This window comes from Faecalibacterium prausnitzii, assembly GCF_049532945.1.
GTDB classification, from domain to species: domain Bacteria; phylum Bacillota; class Clostridia; order Oscillospirales; family Ruminococcaceae; genus Faecalibacterium; species Faecalibacterium prausnitzii_N.
Genome location: NZ_CP186691.1, coordinates 1,410,864 through 1,436,878 on the forward strand (window position 1 = coordinate 1,410,864; position 26,015 = coordinate 1,436,878).

Here is a 26,015-nt window from a genome sequence, read left to right on the forward strand (position 1 = left end):
CTTGCAATTTGAAATCCAGTAAAATGACAAAGGCTCCCGCCATAAAGACGGGAACCCGCTTAACTCTCCAAAGGAAAAAGCAACATAAATTCAGTTCCTTTTCCCGGCAAACTTTCAACTGTTATACTCCCACCCATCTTTTCTACAAGCTGATGGACAATAGAAAGACCAAGACCGCTTCCTTTTTCAGACCGTCCTTTGTCACACTTATAGAGCCGTTCAAAAATGTGTTTCAAATCTTCCTTCTCAATTCCCACTCCATTATCCGCCAGCAGCAGCTCCATGTTATTTTCCTTCTTTGACAGGGCAATTTTGATTTTGTCTGCATGGCTGTGAGTGATTACATTTTGAATGAGATTATTGACAATCCTCATATAGCTGTCCATATCCAATCTTACCCGGACAGGCTGTTCGGGAATATCGATGTCATACTCAACCTGTTTATCCTCAAAAATCGGTATCCAGTCAATGAGGATATTTCTTGTCAGCTCTGCGGCCTCAACGCTCTGGATCTCCAAAGCAAACTCGTTTGAATTTAATTTGAACCAGTCAAAGAGTACATCAATATATTCTTTCAGATCATGGGCTTTCCGGCGGGCGGTTTCAATATAATCATCCCGGTCTTTTCCTGTGACCAGTCCTTTGTGTGCAGCGTCAAGATACCCAATCAGAGTAGTAAGGGGCGTTCGCACATCATGTGAAAGGCTCGTCATAAGCTGGCGGTTGGTTTCTTCTGTCTGCCGTACAGTTGAAAGTCTGCTTTCATAGGCCACAACGATCTCGTTGATTTCATAGGCAAGAGGTGCTGTCAGTTCATTTGTTGCAGATAGAATACGCCGGTTGCCATTTCCGTTTTTCACATCAACCAGCACATCGGTCATTTCTGCTATTTGTTTTTTTACACGCCGAACGAGAACGATGGAAGTCAATACAGCCCCAACAGCAATCACAATGGACAAGAATACAATGATTTCCATACTGACTACACCTCCTTATTAAACCGGTAGCCAATCCCTTTGACCGTTTGTATATACTTTGGGCTTGAAGGATTGACTTCTAATTTTTTACGAAGTCGGCTGATAATCGCCATAATGTTACTGTCATCATAGAAATATTCTTCGCCCCAAACTTCCTCATAAATCTGCTGTTTTGTCAAAATTTTCCCTTGATGCTTTGCACAGTACAGGAGCAGATCGAATTCCTTTGGTGGAAGTTCAAAAGTGCCATTTTCCGTCGTAACAGAACGATTTTCAAGGTCAATTTGCAATCCATCAAAATCCAGTTTTTGCACAGCTCCGGCTTGATGATTAAAACGGGTGTAGCGGCGAATGAGGGACGCAATACGGGCAATCAGTTCGTCCATATCAAACGGTTTTGTCAGATAATCGTCCGCTCCGGCCCGTAAGCCCCGTACTTTAGAAATGCTGTCATTTTTAGATGTGAACATCAAAATCGGCAGACTGTTCTCATTGCGGATTTCTTCCAGCGTTTCAAAGCCATCCATACCGGGCATCATCACATCCAGCACTACAAGCTGGTATTCCTGCTCTCTTAATTTTTGCAAGCCTTCTTTCCCGGTATTACAAAAATCAGCTTCTATGTTTTCTGCTTGTACGCTACGTTTAATCAAAGCGCACAGCTCTCTGTCATCATCTATAATCAGGATTTTATTCATGGCGCAACTCCTTCCCTTGTTTTGTCCTTCCGTCAATCGGCTTTTCTGCGTTCTTTGGGATCAGCCAAACACCAGCCATCTTTACAGCGCCGGGGATACGCCCAGCAGCGCAATAGTAATTTACTCTACGAGGTGTCACGCCCCACTTCTCGGCGGCCTCTTTCAATGTCATATAGTCCATTTCGCACCTCCACAAAGTACATTATAGTTCCTCATCTCGAATAATGCAAGAAACATAATATGAATTATAAAGTTTAATCTTACTGCATTCTCTGAACTTAGGATACTCATTAGAATGGGGGTTAAGATAACGATATAGATGCACTTCACCTTGCCCTCATACTGCGGCAACAGGGCTTTCAGTGCTTCAAGATTATCGCCGTGGATGATCATGTTCTCACTGTCGTTGTTCTCGGTGTGCTGCCCCTGCTCACCAAAACTGTATTGCCGCTCCAGCACCCGGAAGGGAACTTCCTGATGATGGTTCACGACTTTATTTTTACCGATCCATTCCAAGGTTAGCATGGCTTTTTTCTCCAATCTGAAAATTACAAATTGCGGACAAAAAGGACGCATTGTTGTGGCAAGCAGTGCATTCGTCTATACAAATGCTATTTTGCTTTGCAAAAATGCTTGTTGGGCTATGCCCAAACCCCATTTGTTCTGCATCGTGCCGATGCAGGCGGCGCGTTTGTTCCAAACACTTTTATAACAAAAAAGATAGCCTAGGGTTCTTCCATGAGGGAAGAATCCTAGGCTATCTTCATTTATCGGGACTTCATTTTTTCGGCAATGCTCTTTTCCTCTGCAAAGAACATTTCTACGTTTCTCTTTGCACGAAGAAGCTCCTGCATTTCTTCTTTCGCTTTGCGGTAGTCCGGGTAGCGTGCTTTCTTTTCTGTCAGCAGTTTGGAATATTCCGCGTCCAGCTCCTTGACCTTGGGGAGCATTTTCAAATTAGCTTCATCAAACGCTGCTTTCGCTGCCTTGTGCAGTGTGATCTCCGTGCGGTGCGTTTCCAGAAAGCGTTTGCTATATCCGGTCTTGCGGTAGGCATCGTAGACTGGTCGAGTTTTGGCGTAGTTGATGATGTGCGCTTTCAGCACCGCAATTTCTGCCAACCGCTTCTCAGAGGCTTTAATGGAATCGCCCAGTTCGTGATAGTGAGAAGTAGCGGCATCCACACGCTCCTGCATTTCTTCGATGCTGCCGATTTTATTTTCCTGCAAAAAAATCAGGGTCTTGGACATCTCTTTCAAATTGTAGCGTTTCGCCCACCGTGCATAGCCTTCGCTTTTGCCCTCGGAGAGCTTTGCCTGAATGTCCACCAACAGGTGGAACGGCTGCTCTTTCGGTGGCTGCTTCTGATGCGGGCGGTGTCGGCTTCTCCGGCAATGACCGCCTTGATTTCATCTTCACTGTATCCTGCGCCCAGTGTCCGAAAACGGATAAAGCGTTTCTGCCGTGTTCCTTTGACCGAAGTGTACTTTCCCCGTTTGATTTCGTAGCCCTGCTGTTCCAGCTTTTGAAGGAAGCCCTCGAAACTTGCAGGTTTCTCGTTCAGTAGGACGTTGTCAATTACGGCACACAACTTATCTCGATTACTTTCTCTGGGTGGATAAAGGGTGCTCTTCTGCCGCTCTCGGTACGGCTTGATTTCAATGGCAGACAGTTGATGTTCCAGACAAATCAAATCGCTCAACCGTTGCACAGCCAGCCCGGACAATAAAAAATCCCGGAATTTCCGGGTGCTGTCCAGCGCAGTGGAGTTATAAATAATGTGGTTGTGGATGTGCTCCCGGTCCGTGTGGGTGGCAACGATAAACGCATACTTGCCTTTGGTGAAACGCATTGCCAGTTCGTAGCCCACCTTGTTGGCTTCTTCGGCGGTGATCTCTCCGGGTTTGAAGGACTGTCGAATCTGATAGGCGATCACATCATTTTTTTGTCTGCGCCCAGTCATCAGTTCATACTGGCGTTTGGAGAGCATAAATTCTTCGTCTGCGGTCAATGGGCTGCACTCATAGCTGCTGACCAACTCTCCCTTGTTCGTTTTGTCAGGATTCTGCGCATAGTCCGTGCGGCTTTTCAGGCAGGCCGCAACCGACTTGCCCTTGTTTTTGTGCAGCGCGATCAAACGTGTTGCAGCCAATTCTACCACCTCCCGGCAAAAAGAAAATGCCGCACAATGGCGGCATAAAAATTTTATAATTCTGCAATCCAACCGCTGAGCCATTCTACGGCTTCCACAATGACCGTTCCGGCGGTGATGAGCAGGAAGCAGCCAAACTCTGCCACCAGCAAAATCAAAAACTGCATCCACTCCCGGCAGTACAGCGTATAAAGGCCGCAGCCGAAAATATACAGCATGGGCAGCGCCAGCACAAACGCTGACAGGTTCAGCGTCCATTTCAGCATCAGCGCAAGGAAAGCCGTAAGCAGCCAAAACGGGAAAACGATCATCTTAAAAACGAACCTCATATCTAGCACCTGCCTTTCTTTCACCCCTATTATAAAGGTGGCAACCACCGCTTTGCAAGGATGTCAACCCTTATGTACCCCCGCAACCCTCCAACTGCGGGGGGAAAATTTTAGAGTTCTGCCAGCCGTGCGAGAATTTTTCTGCCAATGTCAATCAGCTCATCCAGCCTCTGCCGCAGGTCCTCCATGTCCGCAGCATAGACCCGACCATTTTCATTGGCAGCTTTGGCATACTGGTTCAGGTTGTTGCTGCACATCTGCAAAAGATACGCCATGCGCCGCAGTTGCGGCAGGTCAAGGTTCAGGCAGTAGCCGTCCAGTGCCATCTTGCGGATATAGGCGCTCAGGCTGCGGATGCCCATGCCCAACATCTTTTCATAAATGTGGCTTTTCTCAGCTTTTGTTGTTCTCAGGATAATGATTTCATCCCGCTTTTCCCTCACCGGGCATCACCGTCCTTGTCGTAATAACTGCGGAAGGGCTTCACCGGCTCCGGCTTGTCCGACTTTTCCTCCAGTGCCGCCAGCACCGAGGGGCGGCGGGATGCATCCTCGTCTGGTTCTTCCTCCTGTTCCGGCTCGTGGCTCTTTTCGTCCACATCCAACTGGGCGTTTAATTCGGCAAGGCGGGCTGACTTCTCTGCCAGTTCTTCCTCCTGTGGGAAGGGCTTTTCTACCTCAATCTGTGCCGCCGCCTGCTGCTGATGCAGGGTATCCAGTTCGTTTTCTGCGGCGGTGATGCGCTCCGGGAAGTTGTTCAAGGAGTTGTCCAGACGGATAATGTTGCCCAGAGGGTCGGTGCCCAAGGGCACCGTGTACTTTCGCTGCCCATTCAAAAGTGCCTGATACTCCGTGCGGAAGGTGTCGAACCGCAGGGACAACTCAAAGCCCCGGTAGCTGCCGATCACTTTTTCTTCGGCGTTGGGCAGTTCGGAACAGGCAAGCACCAGACGCTCACCGGCGGTCTTTTTCTCATCGTAGGTCACGCCCTTGATGGTCATGCCGCAGAACTCCTCCTTGCCCTGCGGGTGGGCGGCGGCAAGCTGTGCGTCCGCTTTCAGCCCCGCAATGTGGGCGTTCGTTTCCTGAATGTCTGCCGGGAACTTGGTCAGCAGCTTGTCCTGCAAGCGGAATTTCTGGCTCTGGTGGTCGGCTTTCAGCACCTTCAGCTTTGCCACCTGCACATCCAAATCCATCTTCTCCTTGATGAGCGGATTTCCGGCGCACAGTGCCTTGATCTCCGCATAAGAAAGTGCCTGCTCGTCCACATCCTCGCAGGAGCGAACCGGGGATTTACTGGTCATGATCTGCGAGATAAACCGCTGTTTATTCTCAAGGGTCTGATAGAGGTAGCTGTCAAATGTCCCTTCCGTAACGTAATTGAACACCTTGACTTCCTTATTCATGTTGCCCTGCCGGATGATGCGACCATTGCGCTGGGTCATGTCGCTGGGCTTCCAGCCAACATCCAGATGATGCACTGCCACAAGTCGGGATTGGACGTTGGTGTCCGCTCCCATTTTTGCAGTGCTTCCGAGTAAAACCCGCACATCGCCGGAGCGCACTTTGGAGAACAATGCTGCCTTTTTTGCTTCGGTATCGGCGTTGTGGATAAACTCGATCTCGTTTTCCGGCACACCGGCAGCAACCAGCTTTTTGCGAATGTCCTCATAGACATTGAAGTTGCCATCGTTCTTTGGTGTCGAGAGGTCGCAAAACAAAAGCTGGGTCAGCTTCTGGTCTTTGCCCTCCTCCCAGATCTTCAACACGTTCTGCACACAGACGTTCAGCTTGCTGTTGGGGTCGTCCGGCAGCATGGGGTTCATCAGGCGAACGTCCAAGCCGATTTTGCGCCCATCGTTGGTGACGCAGAGCATATTGTCCTCGGAGGCATCCACGGTGCCGGAGTGGATCTTTGCAGCACGTTTGCTCAGTTCTTGCACCATTTCTTTCTGAATCTCGGACGGCTTTGCCACCACGGTCTCAAACTTTGCTTCGGGCACAGGCAGATGAAGCTGGTCGCTGGTTTTAATGTCCGCAACCTCCTTGAACATATTCATCAGCTCCGGCAGGTTAAAGAACTTGGCAAATCTCGTCCTCGCCCGATACCCTGTACCTTCCGGCGCAAGCTCGATTGCAGTGGTGGTCTCTCCAAAAGTGGATGCCCAGCAGTCGAAGTGGGTCAGCTTTTTCTGCTGCAAGGTGCTGTACTGCAAATACCGCATGACCGTGTACAGTTCGGTCATGGAGTTAGACACCGGGGTGCCGGTCGCAAACACCACGCCACGGCCACCGGTGATTTCATCCAGATAGCGACACTTGCCGAACATATCGCTGGATTTTTGTGCCTCGCTGGTGGATAATCCTGCGACATTCCGCATTTTTGTTGTGAGGAACAAATTTTTGAACGCGTGTGACTCGTCCACAAACAGCCTGTCAACGCCAAGCTGTTCAAAGGTGATCACATGGTCCTTGCGCTCATCGGAGCGCAGTTTTTCCAGCTTGGTTTCCAACGTTTTTCGGGTCTTTTCCATCTGCTTAATGGAGAAATTCTCACCTGCGTGGGCTTTCAGTTCGTTGATGGCGGCAAGCGTTTCATCAATTTGCTCCTGAATGATGCGCTCCTGCCGTTCAAAGGACAGCGGTATGCGCTCAAACTGGCTGTGCCCGATGATGACGGCATCGTAGTCGCCGGTGGCGATGCGGGCACAGAATTTTTTACGATTGGCGGTCTCAAAGTCCTTGCGCCGTGCTACCAAAAGTTTTGCGTTAGGGTAGAGGTTCAGAAACTCGCTTGCCCACTGTTCTGTCAAATGGTTGGGCACCACAAAGAGGGATTTCTGGCACAGCCCCAGCCGTTTTGCTTCCATGGCAGATGCCGCCATTTCGTAGGTCTTGCCCGCACCAACTTCGTGTGCAAGCAGCGTGTTACCGCCATAAAGCACATGAGCGATGGCATTTCGCTGGTGTTCCCGAAGGGTGATCTCCGGGTTCATGCCAACAAAATGAATGTGGCTGCCGTCATACTCACGGGGGCGGGTAGAGTTGAACAGTTCGTTATACTGTTTTACCAGCGCAATGCGCCGCTGGGGGTCCTGCCAGACCCAGTTGGCGAAAGCATCCTTGATGACCTGCTGTTTCTGCTGCGCCAGCATGGTCTCCCGCTTGTTCAGCACACGCTTGGGCTTGCCGTCGGCATCCTCGATGGTGTCGTAGATACGGACATCTTTCAGGTTCAGGGTCTCCTCCAGAATCTTATAGGCATTGGCACGACTGGTGCCATAGGTCTCGGAGGAGATAATGTCGCCCCGCCCCGTAGCAGTCTTGCCCTCCACACGCCACTCTGCGGTATACGGAGAATATCTCACCTTGACTGCATGGCGCAGATAGTAGGGAATCTGGAAGGTCTCGGTCATAAACTTTTGGATAATATCCGGGTCGAGCCACGTTGCACCCAAGCGCACATCAATTTCGGAGGCTTCCAGTTCTCTGGGCTGTGCCTTGGTCAGCGCATCCACATTGACGGCAAATTCCGGGTTGGTCTCTGCCGCAAACTGCGCCATCCGCAGCTTTGCCCGGACATCGCCGGAAAGGTACTCGTCTGCCATCTGCCAGCCGGCTTCCGGGTCAGTGGGGTCGGCGGCAGGGTCTTTGAAGATCACGCCGGAAAGTTCGGTGGTAATGCGCCCGTACTCACCGGGAGTGCCCAGCAGTTCTGCCATATAGGGCAAATCCACTTTGCCATGCTCACCAATAGATACCGCCAGTGCTTCGCTGGGGGTATCCACGCTGGTGACAGTGCGCTCCGGGCGAATGGTGCGCTTGGTGAACATTGCAGCCTTGGATTTAAGCTGCCCCTGCTCGTCCAGATTTTCCAAAGAGCAGAGCAGATAGTAGGAAGAATCATCCTCAAACAAACGCCCATTTTTGCGGTCGTTCAGCAAGCCGTATTTGGCGGCAAAGGCATCGTAGGTGGCGTTCAAATGCTCCTGCGTTGCCTTAATGTCCTCATCCGGGTAATCCTCCAACTGCTGCTGAATCAGGTCATTGACGATCTGCCGCAGTTCCACCATGCCGGTGACACGGCCCTTGGCGTTATCGGACAATTCCACCTGCGTCATCATGGAATTTTCCCGGTAGTACACCTCACCGTCCACCACGGCATAGGAGAAATTCTTTACATCCGGGTCAGCGGGGAGCGTCTTGCGCTCGACTTCTGCATCCGCAACATCTGGTGTTTCCACCTCGACTTCAACATACTGGCCCTCAATATGCTGTACCGCTTCGGCAAGCTGGTCTGCCAGGATTGCACCCTCGATGGGAGCAACGGTCAGTTCCTCTCGTCCGTACTGGGTGCTTTCGGTGGTCAGTTCGCCCAGAATCATCTCCGGGTGGTCCACGAAATACTGGTTGATGGCAAAGCCGTCCTCGGTCTTGCCCAACTGCACCCATGCAGGTTCGATGTCCGCAGGGCGGTCACGCTTTTGCAAAAAGATAATGTCGCTGACAACATCCGTGCCTGCATTGGCCTTGAACGCATTATTCGGTAGACGGATAGCACCCAGCAGATCGGCACGCTCTGCCATGTGCTTGCGGGCGGTGCTGTCCTTGCTGTCCATGGTATAACGAGAAGTCACAAACGCCACAATGCCGCCCGGACGCACTTGGTCGATGGCTTTCGCAAAGAAATAATTGTGGATGGAAAATCCCAGCTTGTTGTACGCCTTATCGTTGACCTTGTACTGACCGAAGGGCACGTTGCCCACCGCCAAATCGTAGAAATCACGGCGGTCGGTGGTCTCAAAGCCAGCCACGGTAATGTCAGCCTGCGGATACAGTTTTTTCGCAATACGCCCGGTGATGCTGTCCAGTTCCACGCCGTACAAGCGGCTGTCCTGCATGGTGTCCGGCAGCATTCCGAAGAAGTTGCCCACACCCATGGACGGCTCCAAGATGTTGCCAGACTGGAAGCCCATCTTTTCGACTGCATCATAAATAGAGCGAATCACCACCGGAGAGGTATAGTGGGCATTCAGAGTGCTGGAACGGGCGGCGGCATACTCCTCTTCGGTGAGCAACCCTTTCAGTTGGGCGTATTCCTTTGCCCAACTGTCTTTACCGGGGTCAAAGGCATCTGCCAGACCGCCCCAGCCTACATACTGGGAAAGCACCTGCTGTTCCTCGGCGGTGGCACCACGATGCTCCTGCTCCAACTGGAACAGGGTACGGATGGCTTCGATGTTCCGGGCGAATTTCTGCTTGGGGCCTCCGACACCCAAATCATCATCCGTGATGTGGAAGTTCCCGGCAGGCATAGCATTCAGGGCTTCGTCCAAGGCAGCGGCATCCGGGAAGGTCTGCACCTTTCCGTCCATCACGGTAGAGATGGGCAGTTCGTCCAGTTCTTCGTCGGAAAGTTCAGGCTCAACCTGCCGCAGACCGTCCTCGAATTGTTGCTTATTGATAAGTTCGTTATCCCACGACTGCCCCTGCGCGCTGGTGTCGATGCGAACATCGGTTTCACCTACATAGCCGATTTTGCCCTCGATGGTTCGGGTGGGAAGGTCAACAACAACTTCGTCACCGACCTTGTAATCAACGACCTTTTCGGGAGCAGCGTCAAGGGCCTCGTCCTGCTGTTCGTATAATTCCCGGACAACAGATAGCGGTTCTTCCCGAAAAATTGGCATCCGCAGGTCGGCCAGTGCCATATCCTGCAAGGAAACCTTGCCCTTATCAAAATCCACTCCGTCAATCCGAAATTTCCGGCCATCCATATTGATGATGGAGCCGATGGGCAGATAGTCCTCTTTGTGCAGATGTTTAGTCTGGTGATGAGTCCCATCTTCGTTCAATCCGGCAAGGTAAACATTATTGCCCGCAGACCACAATTCTTTTGACTTTCTTGCCCATAAGCTAGGTGGAAAGCCTGTGACCTGAACTTCGCCCAGTGCTGTTTCTCTCGTAAACAAAGCACTGTTGAGAACTTTTGCGACCTTGGCAGCATCTTCTCCATAGAACATAAAATTGCCGCCAGCTTCAAATCCAACCAGAGTATCCGGGTGCTGCGCCTTTAATGCAGTGTATTCGGCTGCACTGGCGGCGTTCAGTTCAAGGGGAAAGTCGATGGTTCTTCTTTCTTTGTCCGACAGGTAGCGGTCAGACTGAATCATCAGGTCGATGTATTTCTCGACCCGATCCCAGCGGAGAAGCACTTTCTGATGGTCGGGATAATGCTCAAACGTTAGACCCTTGTTGTCATGGTCAAGCCAACCACTGCTTCCGTCCAGATAAGTGTGTGAAGAACCGCCGGGGCCATACGGTGCATATTCTTTGGCAAGAGCTTTTGCCCGGAGTTTTCGGTCAGGCTGCAACTGATAAATTTTCCATATCCGAAGTTTGCTGCCTTCAACATTGGAACCTCTCCGCAGCGCGTTTTCAATCTCAGCCTGCGACAAAACAAAAGCGGAGGGCGATTTTTTGCTCTCCGCTTGGTCGATGGATTCAATTTGTTTGGCTTCGGTGGGAATGTGGGCATCGAAGAAACTTAACTGTAAATCAGTTCGTTCAGCACCAGTTCCTCGGCCTGTGCCCGCAGGCTGTTCATGTGCTGCACCCACGCCATCTGATGCCGCTCTTTGTTCGGAGCTGGGTCCTGCTTCAGAAGCTGCTCCATGGTCTGCTGCATCCGGCTCTCTGCCGTCTGCTCCACTTCCAACAGGTGCGGATGCAGAGTCCCCGACAGGAGCATCGAATTGTACAGCACCGGGCGATGCTTCATCAGGTAAGTCCGGCGCAGTCTGCCGTATTTGCCCAGTGCTTTCTCCTGCTGGGGCAGGGTCAGGTTCGGGAGCTGGTAGTCCCCGACGGTCGAGTAGGTCACGTTCCTGCTGTTCGTATTCATACTGGCTCCTTTCTACATTGCGGCGGCGGATTGTCGTTTTTACGGTTCGTTCGATGTTGCGCAGCACATCCCGGCTGCATTCGCTGACTGCGGTGCCCAGCGCATACACGGCGGCAGGCGTGGAAAAAGAGAAGATGGCCTGAAAATCGTCACGGTCAAAATGACCGTCCGGCTCAAGGCCGCAGCGTTCCAGAACCGTATACAGGATGCTGATTGCGGCGGCAGATTTGAACTGGAACTCCTGTCCGGCTTCATCATAATCTATCAGGAACGAACCGTCAACGATGTCGAGAATGTCGCCGCTGTTGTTGTCCCAATAGGAATCCACCAGCTTGCCCGTCAGGTCAGAAATCTGCTGGCTGAGCCTTTCATGGCAAACGCCGTACTCTCTGGCAATCATTTCCGACACAGGCTGCACCAGATCGGGGCCGAGCTGCCACACCTCCGGGTCACGGGAATTGCGGCGCACCCCGGTGTCGCTCACATCAAAGACATAGTGCAGACGCGGCACACTGCTGGACTGGTCTAACAGTGCGATGCCCTTGGAGCCGCGCCGGACATAGCGGTTCATGCGATTGTTCCAGATGTCGAAGCTGGCGCAGGCAGTGGCATCAGGCCGCTGGGCGTAGATCATGAGCTGGTCTGCAAAGGGGTACTTGTACAGCCGGGATGCAGTGGTCAAATAGTCCGTCCAGCTTTCCCAGTACCGGGTCAGACCATTCGCCGTGCGCTGGGCAAGGGCGAGATATTCTTCGGTTTTGCTTGGCATAGCGTTCCTCCCTTCAATCTCGTTGTAAACAAAAAAGCGAGCGGCCTTTTCAGGTCACTCGCTTATGGAATCTATGGTAGTTTATAGCATGAATGAAAGTATTCTATCAAGCCCACTTTCTTGCGGGTTATGAAAATTTTTCGGAGTGATGGCTTATGACAATTATCCCAGTTGACAACCATCGACAAGCTGAAAGTCGTCATCGTATTCCTGTTATATAAGGTTGATCGTCGTTTCATCAAAATTCTTAATACTGAACATTGTGCACCACTCTACATCATCCCGAACCGGCTCAAAGTGCAGTGCTGAGCAAGCAGCATGAAGCCTGCCTTGTGATTTTTCTCCAGGCATAATCACTGTTGGTCCGTCAGCTCCACCGATAATGCCTACGCAAGCATTATTTTGGGTTTCCGGCGTGAAGGTGTCTCCCTCCACAGCAATTTCCATAGGCTTATCTCCATCGCAGCAATCACAAATCGAGATATCTTCCTCCGATTCAGGGAAAAGCGTATAACGCATGACGGTAAAGTGTGTCGGATAAACCCAGCGGTCAGAACCGAAACACTTTTGAGGAATTGTTTGTTGCTCTATTTCCTGCACGGTCAATGTATAGTTTGTTCCGCTGACCGGATGGAGGAAAGAAAACGAATCACCGGGAGCGTGTGTCTGGAAATGTGGTCCCGGCACACGGCATGGCCGTTGCTCCATCGTAAGGGAGAGGGATTTTATTTCAGGACGGCGTTTGCTTGTCCACGGAAATGCCGCCCGAAAAATCATCCACCCATAGGATGTATCCAAATCATAGTGTTCCAATGCCCACTTTGCTTCCGCTTCATTGATCATCCCGTCTGGCAAACATGGATTAAAGACCACCGAGCAACCGTGGGAGGTCGGCATTGTTTTCCCGTTCAATTCCAAACGAGGAATAAAGTCAAGACAAAGTGGATTTTCTAAATCTATTTGCAGTTGCTGCTCCTGCGTGAAGTATTCACAAGAGTCGTTTTCGGGGTGTAAATCCCATTTAGTCATGAACTTGCGAATGTCTTCCTCCGGGGTACGCATACAAAAGTCCACAACGAACCCCTTGCTGCACGAATACGCCGCAGGAATGATCCAATGATGCCCGGCCCATTCAAATTGCTGATTCAAGGGGACTTCTGTTCCGGCACGTTCTTTTCCCGAATGTCCCCAGAAGTTTCCCTCAAAGTAGACTTTCCACTCCGGGATAGCTGGTTTTGCGTTCTGGTCCACAACATCGTAATATTCTTTGGTGTACTTGATTTTGCTGTAATCAAAAGATGCCTGAAGCTCTTTGATATATGCCCATGGCCGCTCCATTGGCATCAGCTTTAATTTCGTAGCGACAAGCGCAAGGGTTTCCTGCTGCTCCTGCGTGGGAGGGTTGTCCTGTAAGAAGGTTTCAAATTGTGCCTTATCCCACATCCATGCCTGCTCCAATGCTGCCACATCGCCGCAGGCAAGCAGTAGCCGCAGAAAATCAGCGAAATTTTTTGCCAACGGATGAACATAGTTTGGAAATGTGTTCGCCGGGCTGACAGCAAAAACCATACCGCCAAAGCCACGAACAAAACAGAAGTGGATTCCATCCACACCGGTCCAACCAAATACAGACGCACCCTTTGGTGTGCAAAAATACGGTTCGTTATCTGTACGGCGTTCTACGCCTAAGGATGAAAGATCAATGTCAGTCTGTAATAATTTCTGAAATGTTTTGTCCATCGGCTGATCCTCTTAAACAGGAAGTTGGCAATTTCCTATACCTATGATTTCTTATCAAAGAGTTTGCATCATTTCAAGGATAATGCCATCCGGGTCTCTGAAATAAAAAGCTCGGCTCTCCCCAAATCCATTTGCTCTAAAGTCGAAATACTGCGGTTCAGATAAGCACTCAACATGGTTTTCGATAAGGGTTTTATAGACAGAATCAATGTCATCCGTATAGAAACATACTTCCGAGATGGATGTCGTAAACAAATCTGATTGTTCTTTATGGATCTCGCTATCTACGAACTGAATCAGCTCGACCGGTGGCGTTTCAATAGCCTTAGAACCGTTCAAATAAGCGACCCTTGCTTTGCAATTCGACTTGCGAAACATTTTATCGGTTTCTTTGCCTTCCATAAAAATCTCTCCTTGAAACGCAAGTCCAAGGATGTCTCTGTAGAAAGCAACCGAGCGATCCAAGTCAGAAACGGTCAATCCAACATGATAAATTCTTCCAATCATATTTTTATAGCCTCCTGAGAAAATTCCGAGTTGTCGAGTTCAGTATACCACACCAAATGGCATTGTAAAAGAGAATATGTATGCCGCCCGCAGGCGGCAAAGATCAGTCCAGTGGAAATTCCAGTTCGGCAAACTCTGCATCGGTCAGCAGTTTCAGCTTTTCGATAACACCCTCCGACAGTTCCCGCAGGGCGGTTTCGTCGGGCATCAGGTAGCACTGCATCAGCCGCAACTCGTGGATAAGCCCCAGTCGGGTGCCGGTATTGTAGAGCATCATCAGGGTCAATTCCTCGTGGTCAAAGTTCATGTTCATCCCTCGCTTTCCGGCAGACGGTAGGATTGCACTCCGGGGCATCGCACTTTTCTTTGAGATTCATCAGCACCGAAGGGCGTTCCGGCTGCTTGTCCAGAAACCCCTGTAAATCTTTGAAGCCGATGCTGTCCACATAATGCACAGACACCTCGCCATTGCGTTTGAGTGCGATCACATCGCTGACCGACAGGCTGTGCCCCTCAAAATCCTGCGGACGGGAGAGGTTGAACATCTGAAACAGTTCTTCCAGAACCTCGTTGTCCGGCACATCCTGCCACATGACGGGCAAATCAGCATAGTAGGTGACCTCGTAATGCTCCGGGTCGGGCGTTTTGCCCCAACGATGCAGTTCCCGCATGGAAGCAAATCTTTCGTCGAGGATTTTTTCGTCATGCCGCAGCTGCATCACCATATAAACATCGCACCCTGCGTTCAGAAATTTCTGCGGGATGTCCGTCATGGGTTCACCGTCAAAATTCTGGTTCCATTTTTGCTGCATCGTCCACCTCACAGTTCCGGTGCAGAACGTGCAGAGGATTTTGGCGCAGACGTATCACTTGCCAGTTCTGCCAGCTTTTCCAGTGTGGAAGGGCGATGGTCTGCACTCAGTTCCTCGGCTTCCGCAACTTTATCCATGACTGCATCGTAGTCCTGCAGTAGCCGCCGGCCCTTTTCCATGTGGTGTGCTTCCAGAATCTGCTCACGGGCTTCCTGAATGGTCAGTTCCGGGGCATCCAGCTGCCCGCCGTCCATCACAGAATAATCGCTGTGGTAGAGGGTGTAGTCCCATCCATCCTCACAGGACTGGATGGCAAGATAGCCCTTGCCGCCCAGTTCCCATGCAGCCTGCTCGTCTTGTGTCTGAATTTCCGGGTAATAGTCGGCTCCATTGCGTTCCATCACCTCAGCAAACTGGCAGATGTGGAACACATTGCCAAAACCACCCATGTCAAAATGGTAATCGTCCAAATATTCCAGCCGTGACGTAAAGCTGCGGCCATCTGGGTAGTCCACCTGAATCACACCGCCATCGGGAACGCGGTGGAGATCATCATAATAGCTGTTGATGAGCCGAATATCTGGCGGTATTGTTTCTGGTTCCCAGATACGCCGTCTGCCGATGCCAGCCTGCGGGATGGTTTCAAGGATTTTTACGCTTTCCTGCTGAATGGCCTTGCGGTCATCGTCCGAAAGTTCAAACAGATACCAGTTCCGGGCAGCAGACATCATGTTCCTGCCATCCGGCGGCAGATTTTTTTCGGAGATTTGCCCGCTTTCCAGAGGTTCGCCCGTCACCTTATTATAGGTAGCAAAGCCGACACCTGCGCCGTTCTCCCGGAGGTGCAGATAGCGTTCATTGTTGATGAGGTAGATTGCTTCCTTCTTCTGCTCCATCAGCGCCCACCCTCAAATTCCAGCGAAAACTTGCTGCGGCCATCGGCCTCGGAGGACAGCAGCACGGTGGCGTTGTAGGTCTTGCCCTTGGCACTCTTGCAGTCCTTCAGCCGGACACGGCCATCCCGCAGCAGCTTGTCCGCCACATGGGCATCCAGCCGCTTGCCCAGACGCTTGAAGAACGCATTGTCCTTCCACAGCACGAAACGGCAAGGGTTGGATTCACAGAACCAGCCTTTTTCACGCTCCACAACATTTGCACCGCAGTTCGGGCAGACACCAATGATTTTGTTTTTCATAAGCGCATTCGCTCCTTTCGCAGCCTCGGTGGTCGTTACCAACGAGGAAATCATCTCTTTGATTTCAGTCATAAAAGTTTCCGGCTCCATTTCGCTGCGCTCGATTTGCAGCAGCTTTGTTTCCCAGTCGGCGGTCATTTCCGGGGATTGGATTTCTTCGGGCATCACGGTAATAAGGGCTTTGCCCTTGTCGGTGGGCAGCAGCACCTTGGTTTTCTTGTTGCCCTTGCGTTCCAGAAAGCCCTTCTGCACCAGCTTTTCAATGGTGGCGGCTCTGGTTGCCGGGGTGCCGATGCCCTGACGCTCCACGCCCTCCGGCATACTGTCTGCACTGGCGGTTTCCATCGCATGAAGTAGAAGGTCCTCGGTGAAATGCTTCGGCGGGGACGTTTGACCCTCTTTCAGTTCGGCACCGGCAACGCTGCACTGGCTCTGCTCCTGCACATCGGGCAGAACAGCCGGTTCTTTCTGCTTGCCCAGCATTTTCCGTTCCATGGCTTTCCATCCCTCGGACAGCACAACTTTGCCTTTTGCGGTAAATTTTTCGCCTGCGCAGATGGTAGTCAAGGTGGTTTCTGCATAGCAGTAAGGCTCACCCACGGCACAGAGCAGCCGTGCAGCAATCAGCCGCAGGATATTCCGCTCCCCGGCAGGGAGGGCGGCAAGGCCTGCGTTTGCCATGCTTTTCGTAGGCAGCAGCGCATGGTGGTCGGTGACTTTGCTGCCGTTGATGACCTGCTGCACATGGATGGGAAACGGCTCTTCCATGGCAAACACCCGGCCCGTGTCCATCACCAGCCCCGGAAGGGATGCTGCCATATCCTCCGTCAAAAAGCGGCTGTCCGTGCGGGGGTAGGTGATGAGCCGTTTTTCGTAAAGACTTTGGGCATAATCCAAGGTCTGCTGCGCCGTAAATCCCAACAGACGGTTTGCATCCCGCTGCAATGCGGTAAGGTCATAGAGCTGCGGCGGGCTTTCGGATTTCTCCTTGCGTTCCATCTTCTGTACCGTGACACGCCCCTCCTTTCGGCATTTGGAAAGCAGCAGTTCGGCATCCGCTTTCTGGGCAAACCGCTTGCTGGATGCGGTGCCGCCGTCCGCAAGGGTCAGGGCAACCGTGTAGAATTTCTCCGGCACAAAGGCGGCAATGGCAGCTTCCCGCACCACCGTCATGGCAAGCACCGGGGTCATAACACGCCCCACCGCCAAAGGCTGGTTGTACAGGCATGAAAAAAGCCGGGACGCATTGATACCGACCATCCAGTCGGCACGTTCCCGGCAGAGTGCTGCGTTGTACAGCGCATCGTATTCAGTTGACGGTTTCAGGTGGGCAAAGCCCTCCCGGATGGCGTTTTCCTCCATGCTAGACAGCCACAGGCGGGTAAAGGGCTTTTTGCATCCCGCTTGCTGGTACACCAAGCGGAAGATAAGTTCTCCCTCGCGCCCTGCGTCTGTAGGATAGTTCTCGGAGGTGACTTTTCTGACTTTGTTACTCGATGGCATCCAATGGGCCGATAAAGCGGTAGAAAATCTGGATTTTCTGGACGTATTCGCCATCGACCTTTTCCGCTCTGGATACCAGAATCTTGTCAATCAGCTGATGCAGAATCTTATAGTTCAGTTCGGTGATGCCAGCGCACTTGCTGACTTCATCAATAAAATCCTGAATCTTGTCCAGCTGATCGTGTTCAGCACGGCCTTCCCGCTCGTACTGCTCAATCTTGTCGGTCAGTTCAGCCTGTTCTTTGTCGTAGCGATCCGCAAGCATTTGAAAACGTTTCTCCGGGAGAAGTCCCTTTGATACGTCCTCATAAAGTTTTGCATACAGGTCTTCGATTTCTGCGATTCGTGCTTTACACTGCTTCAAATCCCGTTTGTGCTGCGCCCGGTCAGAGGACACCCGGAGGTGCATCTGATTTGCAATCTTCTTCACAAGGGCTTCCCGATTGTTCACAGCGGCCTTTGCGTGTGCCTGAATGTCTGCAAAGACAGCTTCATGCAGAACACGGGCTTCCAAATTGTGAGAGTCACAGGCTTTCGCACCATATTTCCGATAAGTGCTGCAACAATAAAAGGTCTGTTCCAGAACGCTGTTGCGTTTGCGCCTGTGCTCAACCTTGACTAACATCGTTCTGCCGCAGTCTGCACAGCGGATAATTCCCTTGAAAATATTGTCGTAGTCGGTCTTATCACACATAAAGCAGCCAGAACGGCTGTAAAGGATTCGCTGCACGTTTTCCCAGCGGTCTTGTGGGATGATTGCTTCATGTGTATTCGGAACGATGGCACGTTCTTCAAACGGAATATAACGTCGCTTTTTGGATTTCATGGACACGGTGGGCTTGGCTTCGTAGATGATGTGTCCGGCGTAGACCGGGCTGTGCAGAACCTGACTGATATAGGCATTATCCCAATCATACATCTTTTCATCATCAATAAAGCGGCCAAACATCTCTTTCTTGTAGTAACACGGCTTCAGAACTTTTTCATCGTGGAGCCGCTTGGCGATGCGGTGAAGCCCCAGCCCTTCCTCTGCCATTGAATAGATGTACTCAACAACAGGGGCGGTGTTCGGGTCAATCACAAGGTGATTGTGGTCGGCAGGGTCTTTCTGGTAGCCAAACGGTGCGTTGCTGGAGATATACTTTCCGCTTTTCTTGCGTGTCCGAAGGGCACTCTTGATTTTTCGGGAAGTGTCTTTGGCGTACATTTCATTGATGATGTTTCTGAACGGAGCAATATCCATCTGGGATTGCTCGTTGGAATCATAACCATCATTGATTGCAATATAGCGGACACCGTGTTCAGGAAAGAAGATTTCCATATACGTTCCGGTTTCGATGTGGTTGCGTCCAAGTCGGGACTGGTCTTTGGTAATGACTGTTGCCACCTTTCCTTCCCGGATATCATCCAGAAGTTCCTGAAAGGCAGGGCGGTCAGAATTCGTACCGCTGTAACCATCATCGACATAGAACTGGCAATTCCCGAAACCGTTGCGTGTGGCATACTCCATAAGCATCGCCTTTTGAGTGCGGATGCTCAGGCTTTCGCTGTTTGAACCGTCATCTTTTGACAGTCGGCAGTATAAAGCAGTTACTTTTTTGTCCTTTTCCATGTGTACCTCCATAATGGAAAAGAGACCTCATCAATCACATTGTAGCGGATGCTGCGTGATGATGCAAGCCCTTTTCCGCAGTAAAACGTCCAATTAGCCAGCGGCGAGATACGATTCGGCAGTTTTACGAATTTCTTCTTCCGCAAGCCGCTGAAAAAGCGTATTCATCGGCACATTGCCGATATAATGGCGTTCCACGATCAGGCGCACGGACTTCGGACTTCTCGGCGCACGTTTACGTGTGGTGGGCTTCTTCTCAGATTTTTCTTTGTTCAAGGGCAGACCTCCTCATTCATGTGGTGCAAATACGGAAAGGAATGGATGGATTCTATTCGTTTTTCTCTTTTTGTTTTATTACGTTGGTTAGGTAAAAGTTTTCTTTGATACAGTCTTTAAGGCTGCTATACTGCATAGGAAAAATATCTTTTGCAGATGCCATTAAGAATCTGCATCACAGAATCGTGATTTTGGCGGTTCTTGAATCGTGAAAAACGCAGAACTATTCAACATTTGGAATTTTCACAAAGATGTGATTGGGCGAAGAAAACCGCGTTCGTCTGCGCTCGATCAATCCCGCAGCGTCCAATTCCTTAAGCGCACTGGAAACACTGACAGTGCTGCGCCCTAGCTGCTCAGCCAAAGAGCAAATCGTAAAAATGACAAACACGAAACCACGTTCATCTATCCAGAGATTTTTCTGCGAGAGCGTGGCACGGTCGAGCAGCAGCACATAAGTCATTTTTGCAGTCTGGCTCAGGTCAAGTTCCAAAAGGAAGCGTGGGTATGGGAGAAACGGCGGCAGCAGAGTTTGCGTGGTAAGATATTCTGAAATGTTGATCACCTCCAGCTGAAGCAGAAATCAGGAACAAAGAGTATGTAACGAGAATTGGTGGGTTCCAATTCTCCAGTCGCAGAAAAGCACGAAACAAGTGCTCAACTGCGTTAATAAGTTAAGGTCTCCCATATTGGTCCTCGACTTCCCTAGGAGTGGGGAATCGTCCGGCGGCGGGCTTGCACCGCACCATTGGCATTTCAGCCACCCCGTCTTCGTTATGACCGGGCTGCGAGTTACAGAAGTACCTTTTGTGAAGTGCCGGACGATTGAACTATTCACTTGTCAAGGAACATATGGAAGATTTCTGGACTTTGACGGACGAAAAACATCCTTCTACTTGGTAGCCGATGAAAAAGGCCATTTCGTAGCATTGCAAGCAATTTTGTAAACAAAACGTCATAATAGTCCGAGAATGGTCTTGAAAAAGATGCCCTACACTTGGTAGGCATCGAGAACGCCTGTTTCGTAGCATTGGTGAGAAACTTGTAATTGAATTGTAATTCTTGAGACCAAATCTCCGCTTTTGAAAAAATCCTCTCAATAGGTAGGCAACGAAAACAGCCCAAAGACAACCATCTTTTTGAGAATTAACAAAAAGGTCACAAATGACCGGCTTTCAAAGAGGCGCTTCTACTATTAACAGAAAAAGTGGCCTAAAATGGGGGGTGTTGGAGAAAATTTCTGCCTTAAAAGTACGCCTCTACTCACTAGCCAGCGAGAATAGCCAAAAGCCAGCAAAAAACAAATGAATTATGTATTTCTGCCACTGATTGCAACGGCATATCGGTGACAGAAAGATCGTTTAGAGCGATTCTTCGCGGTTTGGGGTAGTGGAAGTCGTTTTGTGGTGGGACTTTTTCTGCTGAAACTGCTCCAACTGTTTCAGCACCGATTCCTTCTCCGGCATCTTACCGCCCGGTGCAGAAAGCTGCTGCTTATTCAGCACCATGTCAATATACTTGCGGATATTTTTCAGGGCAGAGACGTCCGGCTGCAAGGTTTCCAGTTGGGTACGCAGTTCTGCGCTGCTGGATTGCAGCGCAGAAAATTCGGCATCCAATGCCGAAAAATCCACCGCTGTGCTGCCGTTCAGCTTCATCAGGGTGCGGACAGCTTTATTAAAGGTGTCCAGCTCCTCCTTGTGCTGGGCGGCATAAGCGTCCTTGGTCAGCTTGAAGTTCTTCTTGATAAAGGTATCATGGATCGGCTTCAGCTTGGCATGGACGGCAGCAGCGTCCTTGATCTGGGCGATTGCCCGTATACGGTTTTCGTTCTGCTTCAACTGCCCGCGGAGAGGAGCAGCGGTCTGGTTTAAGCTGTCAATGGCTTGGTTCAAATCCTCAACGGTGTTCAGGGAATGGGCTTTCAAATAGTCCACCGCCTGTTTGACTTCCTCAAAGTCTCGGACAGTGCATTTCAGTTTTGCCTTGCCAGACCAATCGCTCCGCTGCTCGTTGCGAAGGTTGAAGTAATCCACCAGCAAGTCGGACAGCGTGGGTTCTTTCGCCTTTTCCAGAGCGTCCAGAAGAAGCTGCTTCTTTTCGTTCAGGTCTGCGATCCAGCGTTGCAGACCACGGATGGCACTGCGGATGGACTGCATCAGGCTGTTGGCGGTTCGAATATCCCGGTTCAGGTTGCCGAGAAAGGTTTCTATCCCACGCTTTTCCATCTGATGTGCAGCGGGGCCGAGATGGACGGTCGGTATCTGCTGGATGCCCTGCCGCTCAAAGGAGCGCAGGTCAACACGCTCCGGTCTGCCCGCAGCCTCCAGATAGCGGTTGGTGATGGTTTCCCAGCTATGCCGCCAGACCTCGGCGTACTTCTGGTCGTTCCAGTCCACGGTGTTTTCCTTGTGGCACTTCCAGTTCCCGGAAGGGAGTTGGATGCGCTCGCCGTTCTCGTCAAGGTCGTACACCTTTCGGGCTTTTGGAAGCCACTTGCCGTGTTCGTCCATTGCCCGGAGCGTCAGCAGAATGTGGGCGTGTGGGTTTCCATCTCCCTTGTCGTGGATGGCAAAATCGGCAATCATGCCCTTGGAAACAAACTGCTCCTGACAAAACTCTTTTATCATGGACAAATACTGCTCTTTCGGCACCTCCACCGGGAACGCCAGCACGATGCGCCGGGCAAGCTGGGAGTTCCACTGGTTCTCCACGGCTTCTACGGCGTTCCAGAGGGTTGCCCTGTCTGCATATCCGGGCGGCGCATGGGACGGCAGCATGATCTCGGCGTGGACAAGCTCTTTCTTCTTGTTGTAGAATTTTGTTTTCTGGTCGTACTCGCTGAACAGCCGTTCGCCGCTCTGGTAAGCGGCCCCGGCAACAGCGGACTGCCCTTGGCTGCGCTTAACGATGGTAATTTTGAAATGCGGACACGGAATAGGCATCACCCCCAAACAAAAAGACCGCCCAGCAAGATTGCTCTTGTGAACGGTCTGGAATCGTATTCGGTTGTGCTCGCCGCCTTGGACCGGAGTGCCATGCGCTTCGGTCTTAGGCGGGAGCCGCAAAAGGATAGCTGCAAAGCAGCGCAAGGAAAATGCAGTTTTCCTTGGGATGGAATCGGGCTGGCGCACAAACGCCAGCTTCGATTTCATCGAGCCGTCTGCAAGACCGCAATTTCACCGGAACGGTGTATAATTGCGCCCTTTATTCTAAAGGGTTTTGGACGTTGCTGCGTTCGTGAACATCATGCACCATCTTTGCAAGTGCCAGCACGACTTCCGGTTGACGGAACGAGATTTTCAGAAGCTCCATCACCTGATCATCGGTCAGCTCTCCCGGACAGACCAGAAAACTTTCCAGCATTCCGGCACGAGTGCAAAGACGGTGCACACGCTCTCTCCGATTCAGCTCTGACATCTGGCGTTCAAGGATCTTCTCACGGTGCTGACAAGCGCGCAGCTTCTGCTCTGCTTTGGCTTTTTCGTTGCAGAGGTAGGCGAAGTCTGTTTTCGGTTGGGTCATGGTATCACGCTCCTTTGCAAAATAAAAAGCCAAACAATCAGTATGGATGTACACTGATTATTTGGCTGGGGAACATATTTAATTCTCACAGTTTAAACGGATTTGCACAATAAAATTTCCATCAACTTTCTCCAGCTGAAAATTACCATTGTTTTGATTCACAGCGCGTTCTACGTTTTTCAGCCCGTAACCATGATGTTTTCCTACGCGCAGTTGGGTGACAGCATCTATATATGGATTTTCGATACTGTAAAACAGGATTCGGTTCTGTTTTCGTAGTTGCAAGTGAATCATCCTTTTCTCTGGAGCGATAAGTCGGCAAGCTTCAATTGCATTATCGAATGTATTACCAATAACAACACTTAACAACAACGTTGAGATAGCGAGAACTTCTGGAATTGTTATATCCAAAAGAACTTGGATTTGGTTCTCTTTTGCAGAACGGAGATATTGATTTAGTAAAGCATCGACCACAGGATTGCCAACAGCAGAGATGTCTTTCACACGTTCATAAGCATCCGCAGCTGCTTGAGCAATCTGACGGAGTTGTTCGGAGTCATTTTGCGCTGCAACCGCTTGCATTGCGGCGGTATATTTTTTAATGTCATGCCAAAGGGCTTTTGTTTCCTGTTGTTTTTCCAGAAGTTGCTGATAGTACTCTATTTGTAAATGATAGTGCTGTTCTGTTAGTTCTGCCAAATACTTTTCTTTTTCATTTTTCCGCAGGGCTTCCACATAGAAAACGATCATAATATTCACAAAAAGCAGGACAGCCATAAAGAAAACCATATAGTCCGGAAAGTCTTTATCTGCTGCATGGCACTGTACGACATAGCACACGGAGATACTTGCAAGTTGAATACTGATTAGAGGAAGAAGCCATACAATCCGTAAATCACTTTCTTCGCGGTTGAAAAAATGCGACACTAAAATAAGAAGTGGTATTTGAATCAGATTAGAGAACACAACATAAATCACTCGCGCTGCTCCGGCCTGCATTAAAAGATCTGTATCTGGCAGACGAACGCCAATCAATAACATCGCAAGAATCTCTACCACGGAACCCAAGACAAAAAATGAACCGCTTGCGAAAGCCGCTGGCCAAGTCTGAACTTCATAGAACAGCCTTGCTAGTAAAAAACCTCCAAGCAGTAAGTAAAGCGTCCTCGGTATCACCCAATTCGGAAAAAGACTTAGAACGCACTGTCCTGTGCATAGTAAAATAAGAAAGGCGAAGTACCATTTGCTTTGAATCTTGTTTCGCACAAACAATCGACTCATAAACAGACTGAGCAGTGCAATGTTTGTAACACTTCCGGCTAATTCTATAAAATAATACATTTTACCGTCCTAAATATGTGTTAAACGCTTGATTGAATTCCTGACGTTTCCTTCGGCTAATAGGCAGCTTTGCCCCGTTGGAAAGCATAATTTCGTCCGATGAAGTATAAAGGATGTGTTCCATATTAACAAGATAGCACCTATGGGGTGCTGTAAAACAGCGTTTAGGAAGCTGCTTGGCTGCATCTTGAATATTCATCCGAAGCTGAAAGTCTTTACCTTTACTGTGAACTAAGATTGTATGTCCATAACTTTCAATATAGTAAATATTTGCAGTTTCCAGCGATAATGTTCCACCATCACATTCAACAAGGAATCGGCGTGATGCAAGTTCTTGAGTTGCCGCATCCATTGCGGATTTAAACAATAGGTCGTTTAATGGCTTTGTCAAATAGCGAAAAGCTATTCCATAACCTTGGACGGCATACTCATGTTGTCTAGTCACAAAAATCACCATTGGATGTTTTGGCAAAGCTTGTAGAGTTCGTGCAAGCTGAAATCCATTGGATGGCATCTCTATGTCCAAAAGCAAGAGATCAATGGATGTTTTTTGTGATTTTAATTCGTCAAAAAGTAGTTCTCCATCTGTATAGGTTTTGATCTCAAAGAGCTGGTGTGTGTCATATTCTGTGATTTTTCTTACGATGAAACTTAAGTCTTCTTTTTCATCATCGCAGACCGCGACTGTATATTTTGCCATCTGAAGATCCTCCAATTAGATTTGGTGTTTACAACCATTATAAATGGTAGGATAGGAATCAGCAAGTCTCCAAATTGACCGTTCGTGCCAGAAAGCTAACCATTCACGACAAATAGATTGCTTTTGTTTGAAATTATGGTATCATCAACTAAAAATTATGATGTATAGCGTTAGCTATATGTCTATGATTTGTAAATTTCATTTTAGAAGGTCGATCACCATGAAAAAGCTTTCTCGGCGTAGCTTCCTTGCACTATCCGGTAGTGCTGCCCTTTTGATGGCAGTAAATCCTTTAATGGCAAACGCCGCAATCACCGAGCCGGAACTAAAGTCCTATTATGTTGCACCCATCGGTGAATCTGGTACGATTCAGTTGGACAACAGCGAACACGGAACCATTACGATTCGTCCAGACACTCCGATTCAGGGACGAGCAAATGGTGATCCCGTTATCCACGGTACTTATACGGTTGAATACAACTCCATCGGTTCGCATTTTGAGTACAAGGTTGACACTAACAGTAGCTATAAAATCACAGCCGCCTATGACTTGGACTATACGACGGTTCATGAGATTCTCTCTCATAGTCTTACACACACATCGACTATGGCGAGCCTGAAAATTGAATTCAAATATTTCAGCGTTGCAGGAACTGCTAATGCATACCTTAATTTTGTAATCCGAAACGGAAAAATCTATGTTGAAACAAACATGTGATTTCAACATACGCTACCGGGAGATATAATAATGGAAAAATCAACTGGAATTCTGTTACTAATAGCCGTAGCGTTTCGATTGTTGGTTCTTTTTTTCTTTTCGCAAAGCATCTTTTTAACCCAGCTTTCCATTTCTACTTTTATCGTGGTGATGATCATTGCCATTATACTGTTGATAAGGAAATGGCTTCATTGGCGAAACTCGAAATAAAATCAATTACTGCTATCTACTCGCTTAGTTAAAAAGTTTCATTCTTGT

At 49.7% G+C, this 26,015-nt stretch carries 21 protein-coding genes and 2 pseudogenes; 1 reads left to right on the forward strand and 22 read right to left on the reverse strand.

Going from position 1 to position 26,015, the window contains the following annotated elements; genetic code table 11:
* Positions 1-59: 59 nt before the first annotated feature.
* From ACNQFG_RS07055 to ACNQFG_RS07155, 21 genes and pseudogenes are all read right to left on the reverse strand, one after another.
* Positions 60-977 (reverse strand): sensor histidine kinase, encoded by a 918-nt coding sequence (locus ACNQFG_RS07055; protein ID WP_055186325.1) that lies wholly within the window; start codon positions 975-977, stop codon positions 60-62.
* A gap of 5 nt (positions 978-982) precedes the next feature.
* Positions 983-1,675 carry a response regulator transcription factor gene (locus ACNQFG_RS07060; protein ID WP_097773625.1) on the reverse strand — a complete coding sequence of 231 codons (693 nt, stop codon included), beginning with the start codon at positions 1,673-1,675 and terminating at the stop codon, positions 983-985.
* The gene (locus ACNQFG_RS07065; protein WP_055186323.1) at positions 1,668-1,856 is read right to left on the reverse strand and encodes a helix-turn-helix domain-containing protein; all 189 of its coding nucleotides are present in this window, start codon (positions 1,854-1,856) and stop codon (positions 1,668-1,670) included. Before ACNQFG_RS07065 ends, ACNQFG_RS07060 begins: the two co-directional genes overlap by 8 nt.
* 131 nt (positions 1,857-1,987) lie before the next feature.
* Positions 1,988-2,200 (reverse strand): annotated as a pseudogene (locus tag ACNQFG_RS07070) (site-specific DNA-methyltransferase); the annotation flags it as partial.
* A 242-nt stretch (positions 2,201-2,442) separates the two neighbouring features.
* Positions 2,443-3,827, reverse strand: a pseudogene (locus ACNQFG_RS07075) (relaxase/mobilization nuclease domain-containing protein).
* Between the two features lie 53 nt (positions 3,828-3,880).
* Complete coding sequence (locus ACNQFG_RS07080) at positions 3,881-4,156, reverse strand: hypothetical protein (protein WP_423406440.1); 276 nt, start codon at positions 4,154-4,156, stop codon at positions 3,881-3,883.
* A 110-nt stretch (positions 4,157-4,266) separates the two neighbouring features.
* A complete protein-coding gene (locus ACNQFG_RS07085) occupies positions 4,267-4,599 on the reverse strand; it encodes a plasmid mobilization protein (RefSeq protein ID WP_097801784.1) in 333 nt (110 codons plus the stop codon).
* Complete coding sequence (locus ACNQFG_RS07090) at positions 4,596-11,828, reverse strand: DEAD/DEAH box helicase family protein (RefSeq protein ID WP_423406441.1); 7,233 nt, start codon at positions 11,826-11,828, stop codon at positions 4,596-4,598. The genes ACNQFG_RS07085 and ACNQFG_RS07090 overlap by 4 nt, the downstream gene beginning before the upstream one ends.
* Positions 11,829-12,041: 213 nt before the next feature.
* On the reverse strand, positions 12,042-13,568 hold the full coding sequence (locus tag ACNQFG_RS07095) for a sodium ion-translocating decarboxylase subunit beta (RefSeq protein WP_217298113.1): 1,527 nt from the start codon (positions 13,566-13,568) through the stop codon (positions 12,042-12,044).
* Positions 13,569-13,622: 54 nt separating this feature from the next.
* Positions 13,623-14,075, reverse strand: a complete 453-nt coding sequence (locus tag ACNQFG_RS07100; protein ID WP_005945543.1) for a VOC family protein — start codon at positions 14,073-14,075, stop codon at positions 13,623-13,625.
* Positions 14,076-14,178: 103 nt separating this feature from the next.
* Positions 14,179-14,382, reverse strand: a complete 204-nt coding sequence (locus tag ACNQFG_RS07105; RefSeq protein ID WP_154244646.1) for a transposon-transfer assisting family protein — start codon at positions 14,380-14,382, stop codon at positions 14,179-14,181.
* Positions 14,372-14,887 (reverse strand): YodL domain-containing protein, encoded by a 516-nt coding sequence (locus tag ACNQFG_RS07110; RefSeq protein ID WP_423406442.1) that lies wholly within the window; start codon positions 14,885-14,887, stop codon positions 14,372-14,374. Before ACNQFG_RS07110 ends, ACNQFG_RS07105 begins: the two co-directional genes overlap by 11 nt.
* Before the next feature lie 8 nt (positions 14,888-14,895).
* Positions 14,896-15,783, reverse strand: a complete 888-nt coding sequence (locus tag ACNQFG_RS07115) for an LPD16 domain-containing protein (protein ID WP_423406443.1) — start codon at positions 15,781-15,783, stop codon at positions 14,896-14,898.
* On the reverse strand, positions 15,783-17,585 hold the full coding sequence (locus ACNQFG_RS07120; protein WP_423406444.1) for a DNA topoisomerase: 1,803 nt from the start codon (positions 17,583-17,585) through the stop codon (positions 15,783-15,785). The genes ACNQFG_RS07115 and ACNQFG_RS07120 overlap by 1 nt, the downstream gene beginning before the upstream one ends.
* Positions 17,572-19,209 carry a recombinase family protein gene (locus ACNQFG_RS07125; protein ID WP_423406445.1) on the reverse strand — a complete coding sequence of 546 codons (1,638 nt, stop codon included), beginning with the start codon at positions 19,207-19,209 and terminating at the stop codon, positions 17,572-17,574. The genes ACNQFG_RS07120 and ACNQFG_RS07125 overlap by 14 nt, the downstream gene beginning before the upstream one ends.
* A gap of 81 nt (positions 19,210-19,290) precedes the next feature.
* On the reverse strand, positions 19,291-19,473 hold the full coding sequence (locus ACNQFG_RS07130; protein WP_005924684.1) for a hypothetical protein: 183 nt from the start codon (positions 19,471-19,473) through the stop codon (positions 19,291-19,293).
* A gap of 223 nt (positions 19,474-19,696) precedes the next feature.
* A complete protein-coding gene (locus ACNQFG_RS07135) occupies positions 19,697-20,038 on the reverse strand; it encodes a replication initiator protein A (protein ID WP_097786354.1) in 342 nt (113 codons plus the stop codon).
* Positions 20,039-20,834: 796 nt separating this feature from the next.
* Positions 20,835-22,412: a MobQ family relaxase gene (gene mobQ / locus ACNQFG_RS07140; RefSeq protein ID WP_423406560.1), complete on the reverse strand. Its 1,578-nt coding sequence runs from the start codon at positions 22,410-22,412 to the stop codon at positions 20,835-20,837.
* A gap of 268 nt (positions 22,413-22,680) precedes the next feature.
* Positions 22,681-22,998, reverse strand: a complete 318-nt coding sequence (locus tag ACNQFG_RS07145; RefSeq protein WP_423406446.1) for a DUF3847 domain-containing protein — start codon at positions 22,996-22,998, stop codon at positions 22,681-22,683.
* Positions 22,999-23,076: 78 nt separating this feature from the next.
* Positions 23,077-24,339, reverse strand: a complete 1,263-nt coding sequence (locus tag ACNQFG_RS07150; protein ID WP_423406447.1) for an ATP-binding protein — start codon at positions 24,337-24,339, stop codon at positions 23,077-23,079.
* A gap of 1 nt (position 24,340) precedes the next feature.
* The gene (locus ACNQFG_RS07155) at positions 24,341-25,039 is read right to left on the reverse strand and encodes a LytR/AlgR family response regulator transcription factor (protein WP_371293035.1); all 699 of its coding nucleotides are present in this window, start codon (positions 25,037-25,039) and stop codon (positions 24,341-24,343) included.
* Between the two features lie 220 nt (positions 25,040-25,259).
* On the opposite strand from ACNQFG_RS07155, the gene ACNQFG_RS07160 reads away from it, so the two are divergent.
* Positions 25,260-25,757, forward strand: a complete 498-nt coding sequence (locus tag ACNQFG_RS07160; protein ID WP_242915952.1) for a DUF5626 family protein — start codon at positions 25,260-25,262, stop codon at positions 25,755-25,757.
* A gap of 2 nt (positions 25,758-25,759) precedes the next feature.
* Here ACNQFG_RS07160 and ACNQFG_RS07165 read toward each other — a convergent pair whose 3' ends face one another.
* Complete coding sequence (locus ACNQFG_RS07165) at positions 25,760-25,921, reverse strand: hypothetical protein (protein WP_423406448.1); 162 nt, start codon at positions 25,919-25,921, stop codon at positions 25,760-25,762.
* Between the last annotated feature and the right edge of the window lie 94 nt (positions 25,922-26,015).